General features: G+C 61.7%; 19 protein-coding genes and 5 pseudogenes. 10 read left to right on the top strand and 14 right to left on the bottom strand.

The window, feature by feature from the left end:
• The first annotated feature begins 24 nt into the window (after nucleotides 1-24).
• Nucleotides 25-1049: pseudogene (locus ABVK50_RS11485) on the top strand (IS110 family transposase).
• A 358-nt stretch (nucleotides 1050-1407) separates the two neighbouring features.
• On the opposite strand, the gene soxR reads toward ABVK50_RS11485, so the two are convergent.
• The gene (gene soxR / locus ABVK50_RS11480; RefSeq protein WP_353641443.1) at nucleotides 1408-1839 is read right to left on the bottom strand and encodes a redox-sensitive transcriptional activator SoxR; all 432 of its coding nucleotides are present in this window, start codon (nucleotides 1837-1839) and stop codon (nucleotides 1408-1410) included.
• Between the two features lie 66 nt (nucleotides 1840-1905).
• On the opposite strand from soxR, the gene ABVK50_RS11475 reads away from it, so the two are divergent.
• Nucleotides 1906-2121, top strand: coding sequence for a hypothetical protein (locus ABVK50_RS11475; protein WP_353641444.1), 216 nt, complete (start codon nucleotides 1906-1908; stop codon nucleotides 2119-2121).
• A complete protein-coding gene (locus tag ABVK50_RS11470) occupies nucleotides 2093-2752 on the top strand; it encodes an MFS transporter (RefSeq protein ID WP_353641445.1) in 660 nt (219 codons plus the stop codon). Before ABVK50_RS11475 ends, ABVK50_RS11470 begins: the two co-directional genes overlap by 29 nt.
• 695 nt (nucleotides 2753-3447) lie before the next feature.
• Here the strand turns inward: ABVK50_RS11470 and ABVK50_RS11465 are convergent.
• A pseudogene (locus ABVK50_RS11465) lies at nucleotides 3448-4048 on the bottom strand (tyrosine-type recombinase/integrase).
• A gap of 335 nt (nucleotides 4049-4383) precedes the next feature.
• Between ABVK50_RS11465 and istA the strand changes: the two are divergent.
• The 4 genes and pseudogenes from istA to ABVK50_RS11445 form a co-directional block, all read left to right on the top strand.
• A pseudogene (gene istA / locus ABVK50_RS11460) lies at nucleotides 4384-5051 on the top strand (IS21 family transposase); the annotation flags it as partial.
• 393 nt (nucleotides 5052-5444) lie between these two features.
• Nucleotides 5445-6796, top strand: a pseudogene (locus ABVK50_RS11455) (IS701 family transposase).
• A 153-nt stretch (nucleotides 6797-6949) separates the two neighbouring features.
• Nucleotides 6950-8043, top strand: a pseudogene (locus ABVK50_RS11450) (IS5 family transposase).
• On the top strand, nucleotides 8040-8384 hold the full coding sequence (locus ABVK50_RS11445) for a hypothetical protein (RefSeq protein ID WP_353641447.1): 345 nt from the start codon (nucleotides 8040-8042) through the stop codon (nucleotides 8382-8384). Before ABVK50_RS11450 ends, ABVK50_RS11445 begins: the two are co-directional and overlap by 4 nt.
• Nucleotides 8385-8559: 175 nt before the next feature.
• Here the strand turns inward: ABVK50_RS11445 and ABVK50_RS11440 are convergent, their stop codons facing one another.
• The 4 genes from ABVK50_RS11440 to ABVK50_RS11425 form a co-directional block, all read right to left on the bottom strand.
• Complete coding sequence (locus tag ABVK50_RS11440; RefSeq protein ID WP_353641448.1) at nucleotides 8560-8844, bottom strand: hypothetical protein; 285 nt, start codon at nucleotides 8842-8844, stop codon at nucleotides 8560-8562.
• 366 nt (nucleotides 8845-9210) lie between these two features.
• Nucleotides 9211-9477, bottom strand: coding sequence for a hypothetical protein (locus tag ABVK50_RS11435; protein WP_353647045.1), 267 nt, complete (start codon nucleotides 9475-9477; stop codon nucleotides 9211-9213).
• Nucleotides 9478-9603: 126 nt separating this feature from the next.
• On the bottom strand, nucleotides 9604-9873 hold the full coding sequence (locus tag ABVK50_RS11430) for a thermonuclease family protein (protein WP_353641449.1): 270 nt from the start codon (nucleotides 9871-9873) through the stop codon (nucleotides 9604-9606).
• A gap of 81 nt (nucleotides 9874-9954) precedes the next feature.
• The gene (locus tag ABVK50_RS11425) at nucleotides 9955-12513 is read right to left on the bottom strand and encodes a membrane-bound PQQ-dependent dehydrogenase, glucose/quinate/shikimate family (RefSeq protein WP_353641450.1); all 2559 of its coding nucleotides are present in this window, start codon (nucleotides 12511-12513) and stop codon (nucleotides 9955-9957) included.
• Nucleotides 12514-12935: 422 nt separating this feature from the next.
• Between ABVK50_RS11425 and ABVK50_RS11420 the strand changes: the two genes are divergently transcribed.
• Both ABVK50_RS11420 and ABVK50_RS11415 read left to right on the top strand, forming a co-directional pair.
• Entirely contained in the window at nucleotides 12936-13628 is a 693-nt protein-coding gene (locus ABVK50_RS11420) for a LysM domain-containing protein (protein ID WP_353641451.1), read from the top strand.
• 188 nt (nucleotides 13629-13816) lie between these two features.
• The gene (locus tag ABVK50_RS11415) at nucleotides 13817-14209 is read left to right on the top strand and encodes a hypothetical protein (protein ID WP_353641452.1); all 393 of its coding nucleotides are present in this window, start codon (nucleotides 13817-13819) and stop codon (nucleotides 14207-14209) included.
• 533 nt (nucleotides 14210-14742) lie between these two features.
• On the opposite strand, the gene ABVK50_RS11410 is transcribed toward ABVK50_RS11415, so the two are convergent.
• The 4 genes from ABVK50_RS11410 to ABVK50_RS11395 all read right to left on the bottom strand — a co-directional run bounded on the left by ABVK50_RS11410 (nucleotide 14743) and on the right by ABVK50_RS11395 (nucleotide 19417).
• Complete coding sequence (locus ABVK50_RS11410) at nucleotides 14743-15849, bottom strand: AI-2E family transporter (RefSeq protein ID WP_353641453.1); 1107 nt, start codon at nucleotides 15847-15849, stop codon at nucleotides 14743-14745.
• A gap of 228 nt (nucleotides 15850-16077) precedes the next feature.
• On the bottom strand, nucleotides 16078-17334 hold the full coding sequence (locus ABVK50_RS11405; RefSeq protein WP_353641454.1) for a DUF2254 domain-containing protein: 1257 nt from the start codon (nucleotides 17332-17334) through the stop codon (nucleotides 16078-16080).
• Between the two features lie 215 nt (nucleotides 17335-17549).
• On the bottom strand, nucleotides 17550-18530 hold the full coding sequence (locus ABVK50_RS11400) for a CAP domain-containing protein (RefSeq protein ID WP_353641455.1): 981 nt from the start codon (nucleotides 18528-18530) through the stop codon (nucleotides 17550-17552).
• Entirely contained in the window at nucleotides 18530-19417 is an 888-nt protein-coding gene (locus ABVK50_RS11395; protein WP_353641456.1) for a PRC-barrel domain-containing protein, read from the bottom strand. The genes ABVK50_RS11400 and ABVK50_RS11395 overlap by 1 nt, the downstream gene beginning before the upstream one ends.
• A 248-nt stretch (nucleotides 19418-19665) precedes the next feature.
• On the opposite strand from ABVK50_RS11395, the gene ABVK50_RS11390 reads away from it, so the two are divergent.
• Nucleotides 19666-20823, top strand: coding sequence for a permease (locus ABVK50_RS11390; protein ID WP_353641457.1), 1158 nt, complete (start codon nucleotides 19666-19668; stop codon nucleotides 20821-20823).
• A 203-nt stretch (nucleotides 20824-21026) separates the two neighbouring features.
• Here the strand turns inward: ABVK50_RS11390 and ABVK50_RS11385 are convergent, their stop codons facing one another.
• The 4 genes from ABVK50_RS11385 to cckA all read right to left on the bottom strand — a co-directional run bounded on the left by ABVK50_RS11385 (nucleotide 21027) and on the right by cckA (nucleotide 25357).
• On the bottom strand, nucleotides 21027-21179 hold the full coding sequence (locus ABVK50_RS11385; RefSeq protein ID WP_353641458.1) for a hypothetical protein: 153 nt from the start codon (nucleotides 21177-21179) through the stop codon (nucleotides 21027-21029).
• A gap of 71 nt (nucleotides 21180-21250) precedes the next feature.
• Nucleotides 21251-21616 carry a hypothetical protein gene (locus tag ABVK50_RS11380; protein ID WP_353641459.1) on the bottom strand — a complete coding sequence of 122 codons (366 nt, stop codon included), beginning with the start codon at nucleotides 21614-21616 and terminating at the stop codon, nucleotides 21251-21253.
• A gap of 476 nt (nucleotides 21617-22092) precedes the next feature.
• Nucleotides 22093-22428 carry a hypothetical protein gene (locus ABVK50_RS11375; RefSeq protein WP_353641460.1) on the bottom strand — a complete coding sequence of 112 codons (336 nt, stop codon included), beginning with the start codon at nucleotides 22426-22428 and terminating at the stop codon, nucleotides 22093-22095.
• Nucleotides 22429-22747: 319 nt separating this feature from the next.
• Nucleotides 22748-25357 (bottom strand): cell cycle histidine kinase CckA, encoded by a 2610-nt coding sequence (gene cckA, locus ABVK50_RS11370; RefSeq protein ID WP_353641461.1) that lies wholly within the window; start codon nucleotides 25355-25357, stop codon nucleotides 22748-22750.
• Nucleotides 25358-25389 lie beyond the last annotated feature (32 nt).

Here is a 25389-nt window from a genome sequence, read left to right as displayed (position 1 = left end):
TCCAACCATTCAAGGAAGGCGTCCGTGCCTGAGGTTACCACGATCGGTCTGGATATCGCGAAGAATGTGTTCCATGCGCATGGTTCGGATTCACGCGGTCGAGGCGTTTTCTCGAAGCGGCTGAGCCGGGCGAAGGTGCTCGACTTCTTCGCCGCGCAACCGCCCTGCACGTGGCTATGGAAGCCTGCGGCGGTGCGCATCATTGGGGCCGTGAACTGATGGTGCTGGGCTATGACGTGCGGCTGATCCCACCCGCCTACGTCAAGCCGTTCGTGAAGCGGCAGAAGAACGATGCGGTGGATGCCGAAGCGATCTGCGAGGCAGCGCAGCGCCCAACCATGCGCTTCGTGGCCATGAAGAGCGAGGAGCAACAGGCGTCCGCCCTCGTGTTCCGAACCCGCGATCTCCTGGTGCGTCAGCGAACCCAGCTCGTCAACGCCATCCGCGGACACCTCACCGAGTACGGTTGGGTGGCGCCGAAGGGAGTGTCCTACGTCTCGATGCTCGGCGATATGCTCGAGGAGGAGATGGCCGCCTCCTTACCGGCGGCGGCGGTCGCGATGTTCCGCGTCATGCTGGATCTCCTGGCCGAGTTGGACGAGCGGGTCGCGTATCTGGACCGGGAGATCGCTCGCCGTGCCCGCGAGGACGAGACGGCGCCGGCTGATGACCATTCCCGGCATCGGACCGATCACCGCGACGGCGTTGACCGCGCTTGCTCCCGCTGCCGAGACCTTTGCCAAGGGTCGCGACTTCGCCGCCTGGCTGGGTCTGACACCGTTGCAGCGACCGGAGGCAAACAGAAGCTCGGCGCAACGTCGAAGATGGGCGAGCGAACGCTGCGTCGCCTGCTGATTATCGGCGCCAGCGCCGTCGTCAAACAGGCGTCGCCTCGCGGAGCTCCCAAGGGATCGTGGCTGGAACGAATGCTGGCGCGCAAGCCGCGCATGCTGGTGACTGTGGCGCTCGCCAACAAAATGGCGCGCATTGTCTGGGCCCTTCTAGCGAAGGGCGGAACTTACCGAGCTTCGGCGGCGGTCGCGGCGTAAGCCGGGATCGGCGTCAGAGGCTGTCGGGGACGCGAGGTCGGTCGAAGGAGGGTATGGCACAACAGTCGGCGAGACGGGGCTGGGAGAACCAGGGAACGGCAGAGCGCTACCCAAGCGCGCAAAGCTGATGTGGATCCAGTCCGCGAACTCCCATACGGGCCCGCAGCAAATGGCTGCATCAGGAGGCCGGACAGATGGCAGCACCCGACCTCGTGCCTACCGCCAAAAAACGCTTGCGTTCGAAGGGGCGTCCACAGATGCCGTTCCTCTACGGCCAGAGTCGACCCCATTGTGGACGTTCGTGGTAGGATTTGACGGCTACTGAAAGCAGACCTTGACGGTGGCCGTCCACACATTCTTAAAGCAGTCGGGCATCGGCGCCGTCTTTCGCCAGATGATCGTCCGCGTTGACCAGAGGGCAACGTTTCACGCTTAGACATCCGAATCCAATGCATATCGCCATCTTGTCGCGAAGCGCCGTGAGAAGCTCGATCCTCCGCGTCAGATCGTCATGCCAGTTTTCGGCGATACCCTCCCAATCCTGTGTATCGGGCGGCGCGTCGCGTGGCAATTGAGAGAGTGCTGCGGAAATCTGCGCGAGCGGGATGCCCGCGCTCTGTGCTATCTTGATGACCGTCACGCGCCTCAGGATTTCACGCCGATAGACCCGATGATTGGCCGAAGTCCTTTCGGATGCGATCAGCCCCCTGCGCTCATAGAAATGAAGCGTGGAAACGGGCAACCCGCTGCGGCGCGAGAGCTCGCCAACGAACAATTCCTTCTTCGCCATTCGGAATCTCCTTGACCTCAACCAATGTTGAGGCGGTAGCAGCATGTCCGTCAAGAGGAGACGGGCATGGCGGACATGGGTGCCGAGGCAGGGAAGGACACGGAGACATTCGTGTCATGGAGGGAGTTTCTCGGAAGCCCCTATGCGGCATCGTTGGCCCTGGTTTGCCTAGCCGTCTGGCTGCACGCGGCCGACAGCCTGATCGTCGCCACCATGCTCCCCTCCATCGTGGCCGAGATCGGCGGAGCCGCTTTTGGTCGGCTGGTCCGTGTCGCTCTATGAGATCGGATCGATCGTCGCGGGGGCGGCCAGCGCATTGGTGACCATGCGCTTCGGCCTGCGTGCGCCGATGAGCATGGCAACCGCCCTGTTCGGGTTCGGCTGTATCATCAGCGCCGTCAGCCCGACCATGCCGCTGCTTCTGACGGGACGTGCCTTGCAAGGCGTCGGCGGCGGCGGTCTGGTGGCGATGGGCTTCGTCGCAGTCGGCCTGGTCTTCCCGCGCCGCTATATCGCGCGCGCCATGGCGGCCGTTTCGACCCTTTGGGGCGTCTCGGCATTCGCCGGGCCGATGGTCGGCGGCTTCGTCGTGGAATATGCGACCTGGCGCTGGGGCTTCGCCTTCTTTGCCGGCCAGGCATTCGCACTCGCCCTCTGGATCGTCTTGCGAAGCGACACGGGCACGACACGATTCACGGCCGACGCTGCAGAGTTCCCTGTCAGGCGTCTGTCCCTGTTGTGTCTTGCCGTCGTTCTGGTCGCCTTTGGCGGCGTCGAGGTCTCGATCCTGCGAACGGTCCCTTCCGTTGCCGCCGGTCTGGTCTGCCTGATCGGCTTTCTGCGGGCGACACCCGGCTTCTTCCACGTCGCCCGTTCGATCCGTGGCGCCCGGCCGGTGCCGCGCTGCTCATGATCCTGTCCATGTCGATGGCGACCATCGCCGTCACGGCGTTCGGGCCGCTCCTAGTCACGGCCCTCCACGGCGTATCCGCGCTGACGGCCGGCTACATCGTTGCCAGTTCGTCCATTGGCTGGACGACCATGGCCGTTCTGGTCAGCGGATCGCCCGAGCGGTTCGACCAGCTGATGATCGCACTGGGCATGACGGTCGTGACCCTCAGCATCCTCGGCTTTCTCCATGCGGTTCCAAGCGGCCCTGTCTGGCTGATCGCCGTTTTCGCAGGCATGGAGGGCGCCGGCTTCGGGATGGCGTGGACATTCATTCTCAGGCGAACGATAGCGCTCGCTGATGCAGACGCCCAGCGAGTTTCCGGAGCGATCCCCACGACACAGAGACTCGGCTACGCTCTCGGCGCGGCCTATGTCGGAATCGTGGCAAATGCTTCGGGCCTGCTATCCATGGAGACGGCCGCAGACGCCGCGACGGTTGCCCGATGGGTCTTCGTGTCATGCGTGCCCTTCGCGGCAATCGGCCTGATCGCCATGAGCGCACTGGTGCGAGATTGGAAGGCAAAATCGCGGCCGCAATCGAAACAGCCTGAGCCACAAACCAGACTGTCTCCTTTCCACCAACGTCAGAAGTTGCGGCAAAAAGAACTCAAGTGCTGGAAGCGGTCATCGAGCTTGCCTCGAATGACCGCTCCAACGTCAGATTTCCGTTCGTTCCGCCAAGAGCAGCGCATCCTCCACATCGACGCCAAGATATCGAACAGTGTTCTCGACCTGGAGTGGCCAAGGAGTATCTGGATGGCGCGGAGATTGCCTGTCGACTTGTAGATCATTGTGGCCTTCGTTCGTCGGAGTAAGTGAGTGCCATATTCCTCTGGACGCAGGCCAATCGCGCTAACCCATTCGTCGACCAACCGGGAGTATTGCCTCGTGCTCATGTGGTAGGCGTGATTGATCCGGCTTGGGAATGCATAGTCGTCGACCGTGCCTCCACGCCTTTCAAGCCAAGCCAGAAGGCTGGCTCTCACGTCGCTCGTGATCTCGAACTGGACTGGACGACCCGCCTTTTTTGCTGAACGACAATCGCACGAGTCCTAATTTCGAGACCTGCGACGAGATCACGGATCCTGATCTTGACTAGGTCGCAGCCGCGAAGCTTGCTGTCGATTGCCAGATCGAACAGGGCGCGATCACGGATACGTCCCTCGCGATCGAGGAAGAAGCGAACCGCCCAGATCTGTTGTGCGGCAGCAATGAGCCGGGATTTGTGGACGCTGTGTGCCCACGAATGACTATGCAGTCACAAACCTCGGCTCCGCTTCGTCGGCATGACTATGTCTGCTTTCAGTCCCTAGAGGCCGCTGGCTTAATGGCCGATATCAGGCGCACAGCGGCCGTTCGTCAGGCGTGGCGAAAACGACTGGCACGGTCACGAATGCTGGTTCCGGCCAATTTCGGCTTCCAAGAAGAGAATACGGCTCCGGAAGGTCTCGAAAGGGTCAGAGCGGTGAGTTCCGCTAAAGGTGTTGATTTCCATCGAGAACTGACCCGGCATTGAGGGATATTTCCACCGAGAATTGACCCATGTTTGAACCACCCCTGCTTGTTTTCAGTAGGGGAGATGGAGTGATCGACATGGCGTTATTGAGCGTGATCCGACGCTGGCATTTTCGAGAGCATTTATCGATCCGGGAGATTTCGCGCAGGACCGGCCTGTCCCGGAACACCATCCGCAAATACTGCGTTCTGATGAAGTGGAGCCGCGGTTCAAGGTTCCCGACCGGCCCAGCAAGCTTGATCCCTTCGCCGACAGATTGTCAGCCTGGCTGAAGACGGAAGCAAACAAGCCCCGCAAACAGAAGCGCACCATCAAGCAGTTGCCCGCCGACCTGATGAGCCTCGGCTATGAAGGCTCCTACAATCGTGTCGCGGCATTCGCCCGGGATTGGAAAGCCGATCGGCAGAGGGAGCTGCAGACATCGGCTCGTGGGACATTCGTGCCGCTGGCCTTCGAACCCGGCGAAGCGTTCCAGTTCGACTGGTCCGAGGACTGGGCGATCATCGGCAATGAGCGCACCAAACTGCAGGTTGCCCACACGAAGCTGAGCTACAGCCGTGCTTTCGTCGTCCGGGCCTATCTCCTGCAGACGCACGAGATGCTGTTCGATACCCACAATCACGCCTTCCGCGTCTTTGGCGGCGTTCCCCGCCGCGGCATCTACGACAATATGAAGACCGCCATCGACCGGGTCGGCCGCGGGAAGGAGCGCGATGTCAACGCCCGCTTCCTGGCGATGGCCAGCGGATGCGCACCGGCACCACGGGCTCAAACCATTCGGTAGCCGCCCCCTCCATTGAGGGGCGCGGCGGCCGGTCAGTCCGATGTGCCTCCAGCTGCCGCCATAAGGCCTCGCGCTTTGGGTAACCATAGCTCGGCCGACATAGCGCAGCGTCCCGCCATCTGCCGACCCGACCAGGAGTGACCGCGCGCCTCCTGGCGTGGCGTCATAGCCCAACACCAGAAATGTGCTTTCGGTGAAAGTCTTTGTCTTCAGCCATTCTCGCGTCTGCCCACCATGATAGCGGCTGTTCCTGCGCTTTGAGACGATCCCCTCTAGGCCTAGTCTTACTGTGTCATAAACTTTGTTAACGATTGATTGCGAGAATGGAGATTCAAGCTTCAAATGGAGGGAGCGATGGATCTCCAGGACGGAATCGAAACGAGTGAATCGCGTTTTGCGGCCTATGTCGAGACGCTGGCCTCGGCATTGGGTCATGCTGACCGGGTGGCGCCGCTGAAGGCCTATTGCACCGGGCTGCTTTTGCCGGGCGAGCGCAAGAGCGTCGAGCCGATGGCGGCGCGGGTGGAGCCTGGGCGTGTTCAGGCGGCACACCAGTCGCTGCATCACTTCGTGGCGAAAGCGGATTGGTCGGACGATGCCGTACTTGGCGTCGTGCGGGCGCAGGCTCTGGCGGCGCTTGAGCGTCAGGGGCCGATCCGCGCCTGGATCGTCGACGACACCGGCTTTCCCAAGAAGGGGAAGCATTCGGTCGGCGTGGCGCGGCAGTATTGCGGCCAGCTCGGCAAGCAGGACAACTGCCAGGTCGCGGTCAGTCTGTCGGTTGCCACCGAACAGGCGAGCCTGCCGGTCGCCTATCAGCTCTATCTGCCGGAAAGCTGGGCGAACGACCCTGATCGGCGCGCCAAGGCAGGTGTGCCGGAGGATGTCATCTTCCGCACCAAACCCGAAATCGCCCTCGCGCAGATCCGGGCGGCGCTGGATGCCGGCGTCTCGCGGAGCGTTGTGCTGGCCGATGCCGGTTACGGTAACGACACCTCCTTCCGCACCGGGCTGACGGAGATGGGCTTGACCTATGTCGTCGGCGTCCAGTCCTCGATCCGCTTGTGGCCGCCGGACACGCAACCGCTGCCACCCAAGCCATGGAGCGGACGCGGCCGCCCGCCCTCGCTCGTCCGGCGCCAGCCCGGGCACGCGCCGGTTTCCGCCAAGGAACTGGCGCAAACCCTGCCCGAGGACGCCTGGGGCCGCGTCACCTGGCGCGAGGGCTCCAAGGCGCCGCTCGCCTCGCGCTTTGCCGCCATCCGCGTCCGGCCGGCGCATCGCGATTACTGGCGCTCCGCGCCACGCCACGAGCCGAGGAATGGTTCCTGATCGAGTGGCCGCACGACGAGGTCGAGCCGACCAAGTACTGGCTCTCGACCTTGCCGGAAAATACCGGGCTCGCCGACCTCGTCGATCAGGCCAAGCTGAGGTGGCGGATCGAACGGGATTATCAGGAGCTCAAGCAGGAGATCGGCCTTGGCCATTATGAAGGCCGAGGTTGGCGCGGCTTCCATCATCACGCCACGCTCGCGATCGCCGCCTACGGATTCCTGGTCTCCGAACGGAGTCTGATTCCCCCCTCAGCCCCACGCTCCAGGCCGTTCCTCAAGGCACCTGCGCTATCCGAAGATTATCGACCCCGTGGCGCCGCCGCTCCGTCCCGAACGCCACGTCGGCAATTCCATCGCCACCATCCGGATTAGACTCGCCCGCGCCTTGGCGCGGCGGCTGCCACGATGTCCATGCTGCCAAAACAGGTTTATGACACAGTAAGACTAGCAGGCTGTTGAAAAAGTCGTTCGCCGCCGATCTCAGACCATGATTCATTGGCTCCAAGGAGATTCGGAGGGTGGTGGGTGCGCGGCGACGACAATCGGACGGGCGAGTTGTTCAGCTATGTGGATCTTGAGGCGCGGGTTCGGCGCGATCATCCGTTGCACGCGATCCGGAGGATCGTGAACGAGGCGCTGTCGGCGCTGGAGCAGGATTTCGCGGCGATGTATTCGCCGATCGGGAGGCCGTCGATTCCGCCGGAGAAGCTGCTCAGGGCGATGCTGCTGCAGGCGTTCTATTCGATCCGCTCGGAGCGGCTTTTGATGGAGCGGCTGGAATACGACCTCCTGTTCCGCTGGTTCGTCGGCGTCGGGATGGATAATGCGGCCTGAGACCATTCGGTTTTTTCGAAGAACCGCGACCGGCTGCTGGAAGGCGACATCGCGGCGAAGTTCCTGAGCGCGGTGCTGGCCGCCCAGCCCAAGGTGAAGAGGCTTCTATCTACGGACCACTTCTCGATCGACGGCACGCTGATCGAGGCTTGGGCCTCGATGAAGAGCGTCAGGCCAAAGGACGGGCCGGAGGAGCCGCCGGCAGAAGGCGGTGGGCGCAACGCCGAAGCGGACTTCCACGGCCAGAAGCGATTGAACGAGACGCATGCCTCGACCACCGATCCCGACGCCAGGCTCTACCGCAAGGGCAAAGGCAAGGAGGCTAAGCTGTGCTTCATGAGGCACGGGCTAATGGAGAACCGTCACGGCCTGCTGGTCGAGGCCTGCCTGACACTGGCCTACGGACATGCCGAGCGGGTGGCCGCGCTACATATGATCGAGCCCCGTGCCGACCGGCCGCAGGCGATCACGCTCGGCGCCGACAAGGCATATGATGTGGAGGACTTCGTCAACGAACTGCGCTCGATGAGGGTGACGCCGCACGTGGCGCAGAACACGAGCGGCCGAAGTTCGGCGATCGATGGGCGCACGACCCGGCACGGCCGCTATGCCGTCAGCCAGCGCATCCGCAAGCGCATCGGGAGGCGTTCGGCTGGATCAAGAGCATCGCCGGCCAGGACAAGACGAAGTTCCGCGGCCGTGACCGGGTCGGATGGGCCTTCACCTTCACGGCCGCCGCCTACAATCTGGTGCGGCTGCCAAAGCTCACGGCGGTGCCGGCATGAGTGCGCCGGCGGACTGCCAACTGATCGGCCGCTGGCGCATCGTCGAAGCCGATCTATGGGATCGCGGCTATCTCGACCTCTGTGGACCCGCCACCATCACAATCGGGGCCGATAACAATGGCGAGATTGCGTTTGGCGCCCTGCAAGCCGGTCTCGATCTGAGTTACAGCCCCTCGATGGTCTTCTTCACATGGGGCGGCTGCGACGAAATGGACGAAGTCAGCGGTGACGGCTCCGCTGAATTGCTCGGTGACGGCTTGATCGAGATCACCTTCGCCTATCACAACGGCGACGAGGCCATCCTCAAGGCCAAGCGCAATACTTCTTCAACAGCCTGCTAGTCTGTCGACGGCAGCAAAGAATTCCGCGCCTGAGCTTTCATGGGACTCGCTGAAATGGATGGACTTGCAGTATCTGGCGGCCCGAGCAGATTGCTTAGCCGGGCGCGGCGCTCCTCGCAGCCGCTGTCTCGCAGATCCGTTCCATCAAGGCTCAAAAGATCGAAGGTATAGAAGATCAGCCGATCGCCGCGGCCGCTTTCGATCTCGCCGCGCAGCGCCTCGAAGCTTGGCCGCCGTTCTGGTCCTGCACGATCAGTTCCCCCCCCAGATGGCAATCGCGGCCGAGCCGGCGCGCAGCTTCGACGATCGGAAGGTATTTCTTTGTCCAATCAAATCCTCTGCGGGTGAAAGCGCGCGCCCTCTCCCCGGCGATCACGATTTGCGTGCGGTAGCCGTCATACTTGACCTCGTGCATCCATTCCTTGCCTTCGGGGGGCTTGTCGACCAGCGTCGGTATCATCGGTTCAACAAAGCCGCGCCCCGCGACGGAACTTCCCTTTCGGGGTGGCGTTGCTTTTCTGGTTCGAGGTTGCACCATGAAAGCGTACTCAGAGGAATTTCAAGCATCGCTGCCGCGTTCCGAGGCGCCGGGCATGGACGGCAGCGACCTGCAGGTCATCGATGTCCAGGGCACCGACGTTTTCATCACGGATGGCGAACGCAATGCTGAGTTTGGACCAATGGAGGGAGAACCGCTCGTCCCGGGGGCACCCGCATTGTCCCAGCCTATGTTGAGGCGGGATGGTTCTCCGAGGCCAAATTGCGTGATCCTGACAGATGGCAAGCGCACGGCCGTCTACGTACCGAGCCATTCCTGAATTGCACATTACGGCCTGTCCATCGTGAAGACGTCCGGAGCAATTCCGGCCTCGATGTCAGCCCAACTTACTGGCTTGGAAATCGGAAAGCCGGGCCTGGCTCGCGGCGACGAGGCACCCACAGCCGTCGTACCGCGTCCATTTCGCAGATAGTCGATGAAGATTCGCCCCGTGCGCTTGGCGCTGCACCTCTCTTTCGACTCTGAGGGTGGTTGCTGCCGCGGCACTTGGACGCGTGATTGAAGTGTTGAGATTATCGTATAGCCCGTCGCCATCCGCGGTTCGGGCTTCTTCTTCACTACAGAACCATTTCTCGCCATTGGATGTCGATATCTCGGTGCGGGCGTAATGTTTCTGCCCCGCACCCTTGATATCGCATCCGCCTTCGGCCGAACTCGTCATCAAGGGCACCGGTCGAGGGGACTGTCGGTCCACGCTGGGCGGCTCGCCAATTCCCATGGCGGCTGGAACTCACCCTGCCAGATGCCAATCCCTTCAGACTTAGCGGCTGACTCCTCCTGGGCGAATGCACCGTGGCTGTGTCGGGGCCGGTCCATCGCGTGGCCGCCACGAACCAGGCACCGCTGAACGCTCTCGCCGTCTGTCCGAGAGTAATTGCCGACGAAGCGGCTGTATTGATCCCGCTCAACGAATTCGCATTTCGTCGGCATGAGGCCGCCAGGACCGACGCGTGGTCTTTCACCCGCCTGACAGCTACACGCTGAGGAGCCCCGGACCCGACCGCCGGCCGCCTATTGAGGCAGCGAATAGGCAATGATGGAGTCGCCTGCCTTGGTGCCGGTAGAGCCGTGGCCTCCGGCAACCACCACCAGATACTGCCGCCCATCGGCGCCCATATATGTGGCGGGTGTGGCCTGGCCCCCCGCAGGCAGGCGCTCGCGCCAGATCTCCTGGCCGGTACGCAGATCGTAGCCGCGCACATAGTAGTCGAGCGTTCCGCTCAGGAATGCCACGCCCCCGTCGGTCACGATTGGGCCGCCGATGCCCGGAACGCCCATCTCGAAAGGCAGGGGTATGGGCGAGAGGTCCCGCACCGTTCCGTTCACATGCTGGTACACGGTCTCGCCGGTGGTCAGGTCAACGCCAGCGACATAGCCCCACGGCGGCTGCTGGCACGGCAGGTTGAGGGGCGAATAGAACGGTCCCATCTCAGCCGCATAGGGTGCGCCGAAATTCTCGTTGAAGATCGGCTCGCCCTGCTTGGTGACGACGCGCTCCAATTCGTTCGGCCGCGGGATCAGCTTTACGGTAAAGGCAAGATAGACGGGCATCGCGAACATGATGTCCCGGTTGGGATCGACCGCGACCGCGCCCCAGTTGAATGTGCCAAAATTGCCCGGGTACACAATCGTGCCGTCGATGGAAGGCGGAGTAAAACTCCCCTCGTAATCCAGCTGATGGAAGCGGATTCGACAGTAGAGCTGATCGATCGGGGTTGCCCCCCACATATCCGCTCCTGTCAGCGGCTCCGGCCGGAACGAGATGGCGGACGCCGGTTGCGTGGGCGCGGTGAAGTCGCCCTCGACCGCGTCTTGCGGTGCCGGCCGCTCCTCGACCGGCCAAACAGGCTCGCCAGTGGCCCGATCGAGCACAAAGATGTCGCCCTGCTTGGTGGGTGCAACCAGGGCCGGGACCACCTCACCGCCGATGGTAAGGTCAACCAGGGTCGGCTGGGCGGGCACGTCATAATCCCAGATATCGTGGTGGACGGTCTGGAACACCCAGGCCACCTCGCCCGACTCGGCTCGCAGCGCCAGAATGGAGGCGGAGAACCGCTCCGTGTTCTCGCCCCGGTTTCCGCCGAACTGGTCAGGCGATTCATTGCCCATGGGAAAGTAGACCAGACCAAGTTCGGCATCATAGCTTGCGACGCTCCAGGAATTGGGCGCGTTCTGAGTATAGGTTTCACCAGAGGGAATGGGCTCCGTGGCTGTCGGGTTTTTGCTGTCGAAGTTCCACACCAAGGCGCCCGTATAGGCGTCATAGGCGCGGATCACACCGGACGGCGAGGTCACGGATGCATTGTCATTGACCGCGCCGCCGATGATGACAAGGTCGCCCTCCGTGACCACTGGCGGCGACGTCGAATAGAACGATCCAGGCGTCACGTTGGGCATGTTGGCCCAGAGATTGACGGTCCCGTCCTGGCCTCCGAAGCCGGGGCAGATTTCGCCCGTCTGGGCGCTTATGGAGATCAACCGGCCGTCGGATGTCGGCACGAAGAGACGGTTCATGCAGTCAGGGCTCAGCATCACCCTCGCCGGCGGCTCTTCACGCGCTACCAGCGGGACAGGCGCCCCCGGCTCCGCCTGGCCAGTGACGATGTTTTGGGGCACTGGGGCGGCCTGCGTCGTTACCTCGTCGACGCTTTCCGCCAATTGCGGCTCACCATCGGCTTGCGGGACGCCACCCTCTCCATCGGCCACACCCGCCGTGGTTCCGGGGCTTGTCGCCGGCAGGTCTTCGGGCGAAGCGGCATAGTACGACACGCCACGGCACGTCATGTGCTGCGTCGTCTCTGTCGGCGGCTGCTTCAGGCCTGGCTCAAACCGCCACTTCTCATCGCCCGTGACCGGATCGAGCGCGATGACGGTGCTGAAGGGCGTGCAAAGATAAAGCGTGTCATCGATCATCAGCGGCGTGACTTCATAAGTGGTCTCGCCCGGATCGTTTTCGTCCCGCACTTCGCCTGTCTCATAGGTCCAGGCAACCTCAAGCCGAGAGATGTTCTCCGGCGTGATCTGGTTGAGTGGCGAGTAGCGCTGGCCGTAATAGGTGCGTCCATAAGCAGCCCATTGGCCTGCGGGCACATCCGCGTCCGAGACCGCCTCGACTGCCATACGATCCTCGGTGAAGGCTCCCGGCGTGTTGTGGGGTGTCTGCAGCATGGAATAAATCCCCGCCGCCGCGGCAATGGCGATCGACCCGGCGAGGACGAAGCTGTTCACATCGTAGGCGGCGGCTGAGGTAGCGGTCCGATGCATCGACCTCACCAACGGCGGCAGCAGAAGCAGAACGCCGAGCACCAGCAGGAGGCCGCCGCGCGGCGCAAGGGCCCACCAGTCGAAGCCGACCTCCCACAGGGCCCAGGCCAGAGTAACCAGAATGGTGATCCCGTAGAGCGCGAGACCGGCGGCGCGCCGGAGCAGGATCAATGAACCCGATGCGACCAGAAGCGCTCCCCAAAGGATGTAAAACCACGACCCTCCGATCACGGCGAGCCAGACGCCGCCCGCAACCAGGACCAGGCCGAGGACAATCACAACAAAGGAGACAGCGATCCGGTACATCCTAATGCTCCTGGTCAGTCGAAATTGGCAAATCTATCCTCTTGCAGGGATGCTATTGAGCGATCGTCGTTGTGGATCCGCACCCGGCTACCGAGTTCGTTCCTCGTGAACTGAAGTCGGGCGGCTCCGTGCACCCGCGCCCTATTGGCTCGGATCCAATGCGTGCGGCGACGTTCCGCCGCTGTCGTCCGTGAAAACGCCGGCAGCTCCGAGCCCGACAAGACCCGCCACAACTGCGGCAACGAGAATGATCACAAACAACTGTCGGCCACGCATCGCGTTTCTCCGGGGTTGGCTGTTGAACAGTCGTCCGATCGTATTGTTCCCCTCGAGTGCCGGCCGTCTTTCCTATTCCGCGAAACACGGAACCCACGCCATGCGGCTACGTTTGGCGGCTATAGCGGCCCGAAAGGAGAGTAACCATGCAAGCGGTGCAATGTACTGTGATTGTCGCAGTTGCGTCTCTGGCCTTGAGCACCCCGGCAGTTTCGCAATCTGCGTGCGGCCAAACGGAGGTGCTCGGCAGTGAAGAGACTCTGGAGGGATTGGCGGAGCGCTGCCGAACGACGGTCAATGAAATCCTTCAGGCCAATCCGAATACGAGCAAGACAGACATCAGGGCTGGAACGAACCTCAGCATGCCGTCTGGCGATGATGAGACCTGGCTCGACCGAGCAAGAAGCGCCGTCAGAGAAACCAGGGAAACGATCAATGAAGCTGCGACCGCTGCAGGGCGATCGGCAAGCGAATACCTCGCCGACCAACCGGATTTGAACCGTGACCTGCTGGAATTTGGCGAGAGCCTTGGCTTGCCGGGGATATCCTCTCCAGAGAATGGCCCCACATTGGAGGCAACCACGACTGGAGACGCAGGAGAAGTGCTGCTAACGGCGGAGGGATTGCCTGGCAATGCTGACGTGGTCATCACTTCTGAAGCCGACGGTGCTACGCCGAGAACTGTCTGGTCGGGCAGCACGGATAGGGATGGTGGGATCCGGGCCGTTGTTCCTCTGCGGGATGAACCCGGTCAAGGTCGGACGGTTCGTTTCATCGCTAGGGCCGCGGACGGACAGCAACAGCTCGCGTCCGACACACTGACAATCAAGTCGCAATAGGCGCTTCAGCGCTGTCTCTTGCGGTACGATTAAACGGCTGTGGTTTGCCCCAAGTGGTCATTGCGAAATCCTATTCCAGCACGACCTTGCTACGGCATCTGAATCGGAACTTTCGTCTGGCCTTTGCCGTTGGCGGTCTGCCGACACTACCCGACGCGCAAGCAGTCGTACCCCTCAAGGATGCATCAATGAAACTCTCCCTGGTCGCCATTTTCGCTCTTCTTGCATCGTTGTCCCTTACAGCTTTCGCGCAGGATGAGCCCGCCCCGACCGCTTCAGAGGCCAAGAGAAGCGTAGACGATTCATCCAGTGTCGTTCTGTCTGCGATTCGGGCCGGTGTTGTGGATCTCACTGGCGTAACGAAGGATACAAAGGTGAAGGTAGTCGACATCGACGGCCTGACCGAAGAAGAGGGTCGTTCGGCGGTCCAGCAGGCCTTGGTCGAGAGCGAAAATCAGATTGAAAGCTTGAGACAGGCGCTGCGAGAGCTGGACTTGAAGGGCCTCTCTGAAGAAGACATGGACACTGTGGTTGCCGTTAAGCGCGAGCCGAACGGAACCCTGACGGTGTACGTCGACTAGATGGTCGACTTGGGGCTGGGCCTTTACGGCATGAGAGCCCCAGCCGAAATTACCGGCGCGCTTTCACAAATCCTTTTGACGGGATTCATTTGCAAATGCTCTCCTTCCGATCTCCCGATGGCGCGAACGCGCCCAAGCCGGTGGCGACCGATCACCTCTCTCGAATTCAACGTCTTTGCCGCGAATGTCGAACAGCAATACGACAACTGTTCGTGCGGCCCGCCCGCACTGTCATTCCCTTTGACGGAAATGACCCAAACGCGGTGACCGCATGGTCGCGCAATGCAAAGGCCGCGGGCGTCTTGCTGAATCTCGCTGATGCCGGGCAGCTCGATCGCGCCTATAATCCGACAGTGTCAACCGTCGCAATGACAGGCGTGTCGCTCTCCTGCCAATCGAATTGGTCGTCTCCGCGGATTTCTCGAATGCGCCAGTCATAACAGGGATCGTTGGCAGATTTACTGCGCCCTCGGACCAGGCTTCGCCGGCAGCGCCGACGAAGCGGCGCTCGTCGCGGCACGGCAGCGACTCCCTCAATCCACATTGGTTTCTGGGATCTCGTCCAGCGTATCCTCGACATAGAGCTTGTTGATTACGATGAAGGCCACCACCGTCAACGGAGCGGCCAGCAAGATGCCGATCAGCCCGAACAGCAGCCCGAACGCCACAGCCGCGAAAAGGAACAGGGCTGGTGGGATCTTCACCATCCGGCGCTCCAGAAGGGGCGCAATCACGTTCGACTCGAGCTGCTGGATTCCAACATAGAGGGCGAGTGTCCAAAGCAGCGCGCCTGTTCCCTGCGTGGCGGCCAAAAGCAGCGCGGGAACAGCACCGGCGATTGGGCCGACGATCGGAACGAACTCGGTAAGGCCGGCAAAAAGGCCGAGCGCAAGCGGCGCCGGGAGACCTATTGCCCAGGAGCCGATGCCTGCGAGCAGTCCGACGACCGCCATCGCCAGGAGTTGGGCCTGCAGCCACAGAAACAGGCCGCGGCCGGAAGCGGTCAGCGCGCCTGATATGTTCTGGTGATAGCTCGGCGGAAACAGCTTTACGAACCCGCGGCGGTAGGGCCCCGGGGAAACTGCCAGGTAGATTCCTGCAACAACAACCAGGACGAAACCTGTCACTGTTTCGACCAAGGTCCTGCTCCACGAAAGCAGGTGGGTCGTCAGGTCGTTGAGCAAGGAAAAGCCGCCCGTGCCATTCCCTGCCCGCTCAGTCGTACGCTGCGGCTCGGCGGCGGTCTGGCTGGAATTCGAAAGGACCTGGTCCAACGAGACGGAGATGCCCAACCGCTCCTCCAGATTTCCGACCGCCCGCGGCAGTTCGCGAACAAGCTCCGCTACCTGATTTTGCACTTGCGCTCCGATCAACCAGCCCGTGAGAACCAGGGCAAGGAGAATCGCGCCGCCGGCGACAGCGAGCGACCAGGCTCGGGAAATACCTGTCCATCTTCGGATCGGGCGGGCTGCCGCGGTGAGGAGAACGGCGACAAGGACAGAGGCAAACGCCAGCAGGAAGACATCCCGAATGCGCCACAAAAGCAGCGCCAGCGCGATCAATCCGATCAAAATGAGGCTTTTGACTATCCACAAGCCATAGCCCGCGTGATCCGGCGCTTTCAATCCGTCAGCGGCCATCCCGGCCCTTCCTTATGTTAGGCTCAGCCCAGAGAACTGATGGCGACGACAGCAAGTTCCCCCCATCCGATCTGTATTGTTGCGACCAAAGGGTTCCTTGCCTCAATCCGAATTGGGAGTTCGCTTCCCCAGAACCCACGCCGTAAGGCTTGCGGCAAGAAATGCCCCAACACTGTCGACGACAATGTCGCCCACCGGATCTGTTAGCTTCTACTCGCCCCCCGGCAGTCAGGTGCTCACCTGGGATGCCGCCGCTTTGATGGCCGCTATATCGGCAGGGAAAGCCATTGACGTTTCCGCCCTGGCTGCAATCTTTTGCGCCAGTTGCTGGGCCGGTTGTCGGAAATCGGCGGGTGCTGCCTTCGCCAATGTCCCGAGCGCGCGCAAGAGCGCCAAGGTGACGTCCAAAGAACCACAAGCGTCTCGGGAGAGCGAATCGAAGGCTTCCGCCACTAGTTCAGCCGGAGCGATCGGTCGCACCGATACGCGATCGTATTCCGCTTCAGTCTCCTCGCCGTACGAAGCGCGGGCCCATTCGCCGAGTACCCGAGTCTGCGTGGCGATCACGTCCATCGCCGTGCCGGGATCATTCACCGCAGGAGACAAGGCGCGCCGCCCGATTTCAGCCAGGACCGTCAAGCCGAAGCCCGGGTCGTACTCGAACGTCCGCTCCGCGCCCACGAAGAAGCTGTCGCGGAGCCTTACCGCACAATCCTCGCTGATCCCGCCGTCGACCCGCGCCAGTTCAGTTTCGAAGTCGACATATGTCCCCGGCCGGGCCAGGACATGGATGGCAATCCCGTTCTCTTCAGCAATCTTCTGGAGGCCCTGTCTGTCGAAGTGCTGCACGAAGCCTATCTGCGCGGCGCGAACGGTAAACTCGCCCACAGGCTCGCTTGCCCTGCAGCAGCCCCAAAGCGAGGTTGGTCCGAGGCGGTCAAGAGCATGCCTGGTCGCCTTCTCGACGCGGTCGGTTGTCTCGCCGACGCGCCCCACGACGGAAATCTGCCCAATCCACCGGATCAACGCAAAGACGATCGCCAGCACCACCAGAACTGTGGCTCCGAACAGGATCAAGCGGCCGCTCGTGCTATAAATCTCGCCGAAAAGACCTATGATCCCGACGATGCTGAACAGAAAGGCGCCGATGAAGATCGAAATCGAGGTCTGCGCTCGCCTGTCCTCCACGATGAGGGAAACGGCGCGCGGCGATCCAGTCTGTGCTGCGTTCGCCAACAGGTTCACCAGAGTGGACAGCGCGAAGACGGCGACGGTCAGCATGCTTGCAGCAAGGACGTTCAGGATCGTTTTTATGGCGTCCTGGGAAATCGTTATCGGCAGGTTCTCGGGACCGATCGGCCCCGGAAAGAAGACCGAAGAAAGGGAGGACATACCGAGCACCACGACCGCAAAGAACGAGAACAGCGCCGGGAGGAACCACAAAGCGCGCGTGATCCGCCTGAAAAGGAACCATTTGATCGACAATCCGTCCTCCAGGTGCTCGAACGCGGGATCGCCTGGGTCGTTCCCTCGGCTGGCGCTCCTTCGAGGTGCCGCCGGGCAAAAGCATTGAGCCGGAAATTACCTGACGAAGCCTGCGGTCTCCCCGTCTTGCCCGCGCAAGAGCCTGGCCGCTCCCGCCGGCTTGAAAAATTGAACTGCCCCCTGGCGTGAGCCCCCACCACCTATGCTGATGTTGTTCAACGTTGCCGCCCAACAACTGCTATGGCAATTTTGCGCCCTTCTCCATTTGCGTGCATTGCCAGCCCGATATGACTGGCCGCATCGGCTAGCAGCGTCTGGCGATTGTTCGGGTTGTCAAGCCACTGATCGGCGAAGTAGCGGAGGTCTGCCGCGGTCGGCGCCGTTCCGCAGCCACCGCATCCCGCAGCCAGCACGTTGAGCGTCGTCCAATCTCCTGCTTGGCTTTGTGGCAGCAGGCCAAACAGATTGCCTGGATCCGCGATCAACTTCTCGTCGGATCTCTCCGGCAACAGTTTGTTCGCCAGTTGGCTAAGGGCCTCGCTCGCCTTCACTGGCGCAAGGCCCTCCCGCTCCCGCTCGCGATTAAGGATCCGCGCCAACCGTTGAGCCAACTCGTCGGCCTGCAGCGCCACCGTCTCCTCTCCCGGCTTCAGGTCGATCGGCATACCAGGCCCTGCAAATGTCTGCACGGCATAGACATTTCTGTCTTCGCCAGCGATGCCGAAGCCGAAACCGTCCAAGCCCTCGGTCAGGATGTTTTCGCGATGGGCAAGGCTGCCCATCCAGCCCTCATGAAAGCTGCGCACCCGCTCGAGGGACGGTGGCGACGAGCAGCCGCTGCACATTGCAATATTCTCAGCGACCAGTTTCCAGCGGCTGCCTCCGCTGTCGCGATATCGGTCCTTTACTGTTTCCCCCTCTGGCGAGACATGCGCGTAGTAATTTCTCTGGAGCATGTCCTCCGCATGGGCCTGCGCGGCCTCATTTAGGATCTTCTGCAGTTCCAGCGGTTCCAAGCCGCTCTCGTCGCGTGCTTCGTTGACGAGAGACAACGCTTCGGCGCGTAAGGCCTCCAGATCACCTGTCTCGGCGGCGCATGCCAGATGCGGCGTGAGCGCCAGGGACAATGCTAGCAAACCGATTTGGGCGGAAGCCTGGAGCGAATATCGCATTATGTCGTTAGTACGATCAAGCATTACACCGTGCCGGCTCCCCAATAGATGGGGTAGCCATAGTGTCCGTACAGTTGTTGTTCGTAATCGCGGTCAACAGCGCTCTCCGGGTGGTATTCGGGGCTATTTTTGACCTTCTCACGCGTCAGAGCGACGAACGCGTTCTGTTCGCTCCACGAAATATCCTGGACCCAGTCCGGCGACACCAGCACCTTCTTTCCGGGCCACCAGTTCTTGGTGTCGACCACCAAATAGCGAACGCGCCAGTTTTCCTCGTCCACCACGAAATCCTCGACGTGTCCGATGTCGCCGTCGGTGGCCTTGATGTAGTACCCCGTGACCTCATCAATGCTGCGCAGGTTCGGATCACCTTGCTGCTCTTGGCCCTCAGCGTCAGGCGCCACTGGACGGGGATATCTGGGGCCCGCGGGGGGTGGCACTACGCCCGCAGCGCCAACTGGCTGGGAAACCGGCGCGTAGCCTACACCACCGCCCCAATACGGATCCCAGCCATAGTAGGAGTAGACGTCCGCCTCCATCCGTCGGGACACGGGCTCGTCGGTCTCGACACCCGGACTGCCTTTGACCTGTTCACGCGTAAGGTTCACCGGAATTTCGCGATGAATTCTGTCGAGCGGTCCTAGAACGGAGGGCGGCAGAAGAACCTGTCGCCCCGGAATCCAGGTGCCGGTGTCCACCACCGCCCATCGGATGGTCCAGTCCTGCTCCTGAAACAGTAGGTCGACTATGCTGCCGATTGATCCGTCGGCCGCTCGGATTGCGCATCCCTTCAGGTCAGAAGCCCGCCACATCATTTTCTTTCCTTTCGTCGCTTGGGACGAACAACGTCCGACGAAGCTTTGCGCCCTCCGGTCCCAGTACTTATCCACCGTGTCGGTCGTATCGGTCATTCCGATGGAAGCGAACCAACACCCCTTCGATCAAACGAAAGTCCCAGATAGCAAAAAGGTTCTGTGTTGATGCACTGGCGCGACAACTCTGTTTGCCTCTCCAACAGGTCAAAACCGCCCGGGGGGTCGCTCCCATCCAACGTTTGTCAATGACGCAGAACCATCCCCGCCGGGAGATGGTCGGCCAGTTGGAACAATTGAAAAGGCTCCCGGTTCCGCTCACGGAACGGTTGCAGAGATAGTTCCCGATGGAACAGATTTTAGAAGCATTCTACACGGCCGGAGGTATGCTATGGAAAGCGCTCTGGGCGTTGATATTCGGCTATCTCATTTCAGCCGGGATTCAGGTTCTCGTCACTCGGGAGCAGATGGCCGAACTGCTGGGCGAACGGGGCGCTGAGCAGGCGGGCCTGGCAAGCTTCTTCGGCTTTATCTCCTCATCCTGTTCGTTTGCGGCTCTTGCTGCCTCCCGCTCCGTCTTCGTCAAAGGCGCACACCCGGCAAACGCGCTTGCGTTTCTCATCGCGTCGACAAATCTCGTCATCGAGCTTGGCATCGTCCTGTGGGTGCTTGTCGGCTGGCGGTTCACCGTAGGGAACATCTTGCTCGGCCTTCTCATGGTCCTCTACGCTTATGGCCTGACCAGCTTGTGGTTCCCGTACCGGCTTGCCGAACACGCGAAGGCACATGCAGAAGAAGCCCAACGGGAGGAAGGTCTGGACGCCGGCCAGGGCACAGAAGGATCTTGGCGGGACAAGCTCACCTCTCGCGAGGGCTGGGTCCATATCGCGCATGCCTTCTTCATGGAGTGGAAGATGGTATGGAAAGAGATCCTGTTCGGCTTCTCTGTGGCGGGCTTCATAGCGGTCCTCGTCCCTCAGTCATTTTGGGACGCGCTGTTCCTTATCTCCGGCGAGCAGGGGCAGATAGCCAGGCCAGGGTTCCTGCAAGTGCTCGAGAATGCGCTTGTCGCGCCTGTCGTGGCGTTTTTCACTTTCATCGGCTCCATGGGGAACGTTCCGCTCGCGGCGATGCTTTGGGCAAAAGGAGCATCGTTTGGAGGAGTAATGGCTTTTCTCGGAGCGGACCTCCTGGCCGCGACCGTTATCTATATCCACGCCAAATATTATGGCTGGAGATATGCCCTCTACATCTCGGCACTGCTGTACGTATGCATGGTGGCGGCCGGGATTACGGTTCATTATGCATTTGCTCTCATCGGGCAGTTACCGGTCCAGCGGCCCGCGATTGAGGAGATGGTGCGTTTTGCCGTTGACCACACGCTGTTCCTGAATGTCGTATTCCTCGCTGTTGCCGCGGTGCTCCTGTGGCTATATTTCCAGGATAGCGGAAGCGACGCGCCAGGGCAGATGAAGGATCGGAAGCCCTCGGCAACTGCCAAATGATGGCCGCAAAACGACTGTCATGTTTGAGCGCGGGACGCAGCGTGGATCAACGTCCATGCTAGCGCAAGCTTCAGCGGCCGTTTGGCGGCGGCGGTTTCGTATCTCGAAATGAACCCTGAAACGAGTTGGCCGTGATTGCGCCAACTTCCTGCAATCGAAGGTCAAAGGATTTTCTCGTTGTCGGTCACGTTCCAAATCAGCTATCAGCCGCCTCCGTTCCCGCTTCTTCTGATTTGTGTTGTTTCGAGTTCTTGCCCCTGGATGCGCTGCCGACCGTCGCCATCAAACACGACAAAGCGCCTGCGCGCGCCAATCGGAATATCCTCTGAGCCGTAAATGCCCAAAACCTCGATCATGATGGAGCGAACCGTGGTTCGCCCAATCCCGCGGTCTGAGTCTTTCGACGCAGTCAGCAGGGCGTGGTGGATCAGGTTCCCAATGATCCGATATCCCTGGTCTCGCCGCTTGCCAACGGCCCCTGCCGCGTCCGCAGCCGGGAATCGGCGGGAACCTCTCCTTCCAGATCGAGCATGTCGGTAACCGGACAAATAAGCGTCTTGGCTGCCGTCTCAATCTTCACGAGCACACTTTGCAAGTAGCCCGAACTCATGTTGCTGAGAAAGCAGCGCGCCTCCAATCCCTCTCCCGGCCCTCGAGCAATAAGCAAGGTTGCACGGACCTGCCTTCGATAGTTGCTGATGAATATCTGCAGGTAGATCACCCACACAAGCAGCGTACCAAACCCGGTGAGCGCGGTGATCAGTTCGCGGTTGTCCGCAATCCACTGCAACATGTCCCTCTTGGGCGTCCTAGGGCCATCGGCTTCTCACCGGACGGCCTGTCCTTCATTGGTGAGTGGTTCGGTCCGTCGCGTGCTCCGGTGCATCCCCTTTTGCGCCCCGCAACTCTGAAACCGTAGCCGTGTGAGAATGTTCCGCCGTCGGCTGACTGGTGGGCAGGCGGGCGTTGGAGTTGACGTCGGTAGTGCACTGGAACGCAATGGAGGCCAGTCGTGTGGGTCGTCCACGGGATCCGGAACTCATGGACACTGCCGCGGTTCTATGACGGCGTCTATGCCGCGACGACAGCGACAATATCATCGAGGAGCCGGAGTTCGGAGCTGTCGGTGACGACATCGGCGACGGCGGCTTCTGGGACGCCTAGTCCTCAGTCGGCAGGCCCGGCATCGAGCCGGCCTGCTCGCGGGCCCTCGCCAGAATGCGAAAGCGCGTAGGCAATCACCTCAGACTGGATGGCGCGACAGACAGTTCAGCTGTCCGTAGCGGCCGGACTCACCTGCACCTCGCGTACCGGAAGGCTGTCCATCGCGAGCAACTGATCAGCGCAAGCGTCGAGTGCACCAGGGACAGTCTTTTCCATGCCCGTAAGCAAGGCCCATCCGCCTTCCTCGATGAAGTCATCGCGCTCCCAGGATGAGGCTTCCTTCAACGCGGCAAACTTTGCCGCCGCATCTGCATCGGCGGCGAATTTTTGGACACAGGCCGCCGCGACCAATTCGGCACGGGCGTCGCGTGCTGCACGTTCAGCCATGAGGGCGGCATTTCCACCCGTAGTCCAGCCTCCTGCTGTGAAGCCGATGATCATGGTAGCTACGGCGACGCCGACGGCGCTCCAGAACCACAGCGTCTCTCGTATGTTTACATTTCGAGAGTAACAGGCGCGATTGCATTTTTGAACCCGCAATGACGAAAGGTGAGTACGATTTTGCAAGGCAGGTGATGAAACTGAGGATGTGGTCGCCTGAAAGGCGCAGTTATTGGCGGGCGGAATGAGCAGCTGTTACCCGCGCGCACAGGCACACACCGTCAAGTCTCTGCCAGACGGAGAAGAGATTCGGCGCGACGCTTCTGCTTGGCCTCAAGCACATGGAGAAACGTCACATCACCTGGCGGACAAGTCGCCTTCATCTCTCCAGCACTTCCTTCACCACCGTCGCCAACTGCTTCAGCGAGAACGGCTTCGGCAGAAAGCCGAATTTGGCGTCGGCCGGCAGGTTTTTTGCGAACGCATCCTCCGCATAGCCGGAAACGAAGATGAACTTTATGTCGGGCCTGATCTTGCGCAATTCGCCGAGCAGCGTTGGCCCGTCCATTTCCGGCATGACCACGTCCGACACGACGATGTCTACCTGACCGCCCAGCGAATGATAGACCTCCAGAGCCTCGACGCCGGACGACGCCTCGTGGACGGTATAGCCGCGAGAGGTAAGCGCGCGCATGCCGCCCATGCGCACCGCGTCCTCGTCCTCGACCAGAAGTACGGTGGCCGAACCAGACAGGTCGCGCGCCGCATCCGAAAGCTTGGCCGCGGCGGCAGCGACTTCGCCGGCCTTCGCGTCGCCTTCGGCCACGGGTATGGCTTCGTCCTCGACGACAGGTTTGGCGCCCGGCACATGGCGCGGCAGGAAGATGCGGAACACCGAGCCCTTGCCGACTTCCGAATCGCAGAAGATGAAACCGCCGGTCTGCTTGATGATGCCATAGACCATCGAAAGGCCCAGTCCGGTACCCTTGCCCACCTCCTTGGTGGTGAAGAACGGCTCGAAAATCTTCTTGAGCACGTCGGGCGCGATGCCGCTGCCGGTGTCCTCCACCTCGACCAGCACGTAATCGGCCGCGGTGAGCTCGCGGTAACCGAACTTCTGGCACTCGGCGGCGGCGACGTTCATTGTCCGCACCGTCAGTTCGCCGCCGTCGGGCATGGCGTCGCGAGCATTGACCGCGAGATTGACCACGACCTGCTCGAACTGGCCGATATCGACCTTGACGGGCCAGAGATCGCGGCCGTGATCGACCTTGAGCTTGATGGTGTTGCCGACAAGCCGCGCCAGAAGCATCCGGAGATCGGCGAGCACGTCGGTAAGGTTGAGGACTTCCGGCCGCAGCGTCTGCTTGCGCGAGAACGCCAGAAGCTGCCTGACCAGCGAGGCGGCGCGGTTGGCATTCTGCTTGATGTTCATGATGTCGGGGAAGGACGGGTCCGACGGACGGTGATTGGTCAGAAGCAGATCCGACGCCATGATGATGGCGGTCAGCACATTGTTGAAGTCGTGCGCGATGCCGCCGGCAAGCTGGCCGACCGCCTGCATCTTCTGGCTTTGGGCCATCTGGCCTTCCATGGCCTTCTGCTCGGTGGTCTCCACGGCATAAACAATCGCGGCCTCCTCGGCGCCCTCGCCGCCTGTGCCGTCAGCCACCGCATTGACGTAGAAGCGGATATGGCGCTCCTCATTGTTAGGCAGCACGGTGTCGATAGGCGCGATATCGGCCTGGCGCTGCCGGGCCTTTTCCAGCGCCGCCGCAAAGGCGGCGCGGTCGCGCTCGTGGATCACCGTGTCGAGGCGCACGCGGCGATCGACCGCGTCACGATCGACGACGCTGGAGAACAGCGACAGGAAGGGTGCATTGGTGCGCACGATGCGGCCGGACGAATCGACGCCGGCGATCGCCATCGGCGTGGAATTGAAGAAACGCGTGAACCGAACCTCGGAAGCCCTGAGATCGGCGGAAGAATCCTCGCCCTGGGTGCGGTTGAGCACGATCGTGCGGGTTGGCCCGTTCAGTCCCTCGCGGCTCGCAGAAACGCGGTGCATGAAACGCACCGGCAGGACTTCGCCGGCGGCGGTCGCAAGATCGAGATCGATGACGGCGTTGCGGGTCGTACCGGGATCGGCCTTGACCGAGCGGATGAGCGCCATGCCGTCGCCCGCAACGATTTCCTGCAGAGTGGTTGCGCCCGGCGTGAAGCTGGCGAGATCGATGCCCAGCCACTCGGCCAGCGTGGCGTTTATATAGGTGACGCGGCCGTCCTGGTCGGCGGAGAAGAAGCCGGCGGGCGCATGGTCGAGATGGTCGATCGCCTGCTGCAGGTCGAGGAAGAACCGCTCCTGCTCTGCGCGCTCCTTCGAAATGTCGGCGAGCTGCCAGGCAAACAGCGGCACGCGCTGGCCCGGGACCTTGAAGGTTCGCGCACGCGCCCTGTACCAGCGCGCGCCGGGCTCCGAACCCGGCCTGATTGCCTGGGGAAGACGGAACTCACCGTCGCCGGCCTGGCCGTCGCGGAGGCCGGACGCCAGCCGGTAGATCGTCGGCGAAGCCTCCTGAACATCCGAAAGCAGGCTCTCGACCGTCTTCAAGTCGGCCGCGGCGGTGGCCCCGGTCATGTCGGCATAGGCGCGATTGGCGTAGATCACCCTACCCTTGGTGTCGGTGACCAGCAGACCCTGCGACATCGAATCGACAAACGCCTTCGACAGTTCGTCCGTGGTCGAGCGCGGCGCGATCTGGATGAAGCCGATCGCGGTCGCGAAGAGATAGCCGACGCCGATCATCGCGAGCACGCCAAGCATGCCGAGCAGGAACGGATCGCCGAGACTCTCGCGGAAAAGGCCGAAAACAATCGCAGCGCCCGTCAGGACGACGATGAAGACGATAAGCCGCGCTATCGCGCTGGGGCGCGTATTCTGATCGACAATAGGCACCGGATAAAAATCGCCGCGCGTGTCCTTGGCCATAGGCCCCCTGCCTGCTTTCCCGGTAAGTCTTC

Origin of the sequence: Mesorhizobium sp. WSM2240 (genome assembly GCF_040438645.1) — a bacterium.
In the GTDB taxonomy this organism is placed as follows: domain Bacteria; phylum Pseudomonadota; class Alphaproteobacteria; order Rhizobiales; family Rhizobiaceae; genus Allomesorhizobium.
The sequence above is the reverse complement of the archived record's forward strand: the minus strand, read 5'-3'. Positions and strand labels throughout refer to the sequence as shown.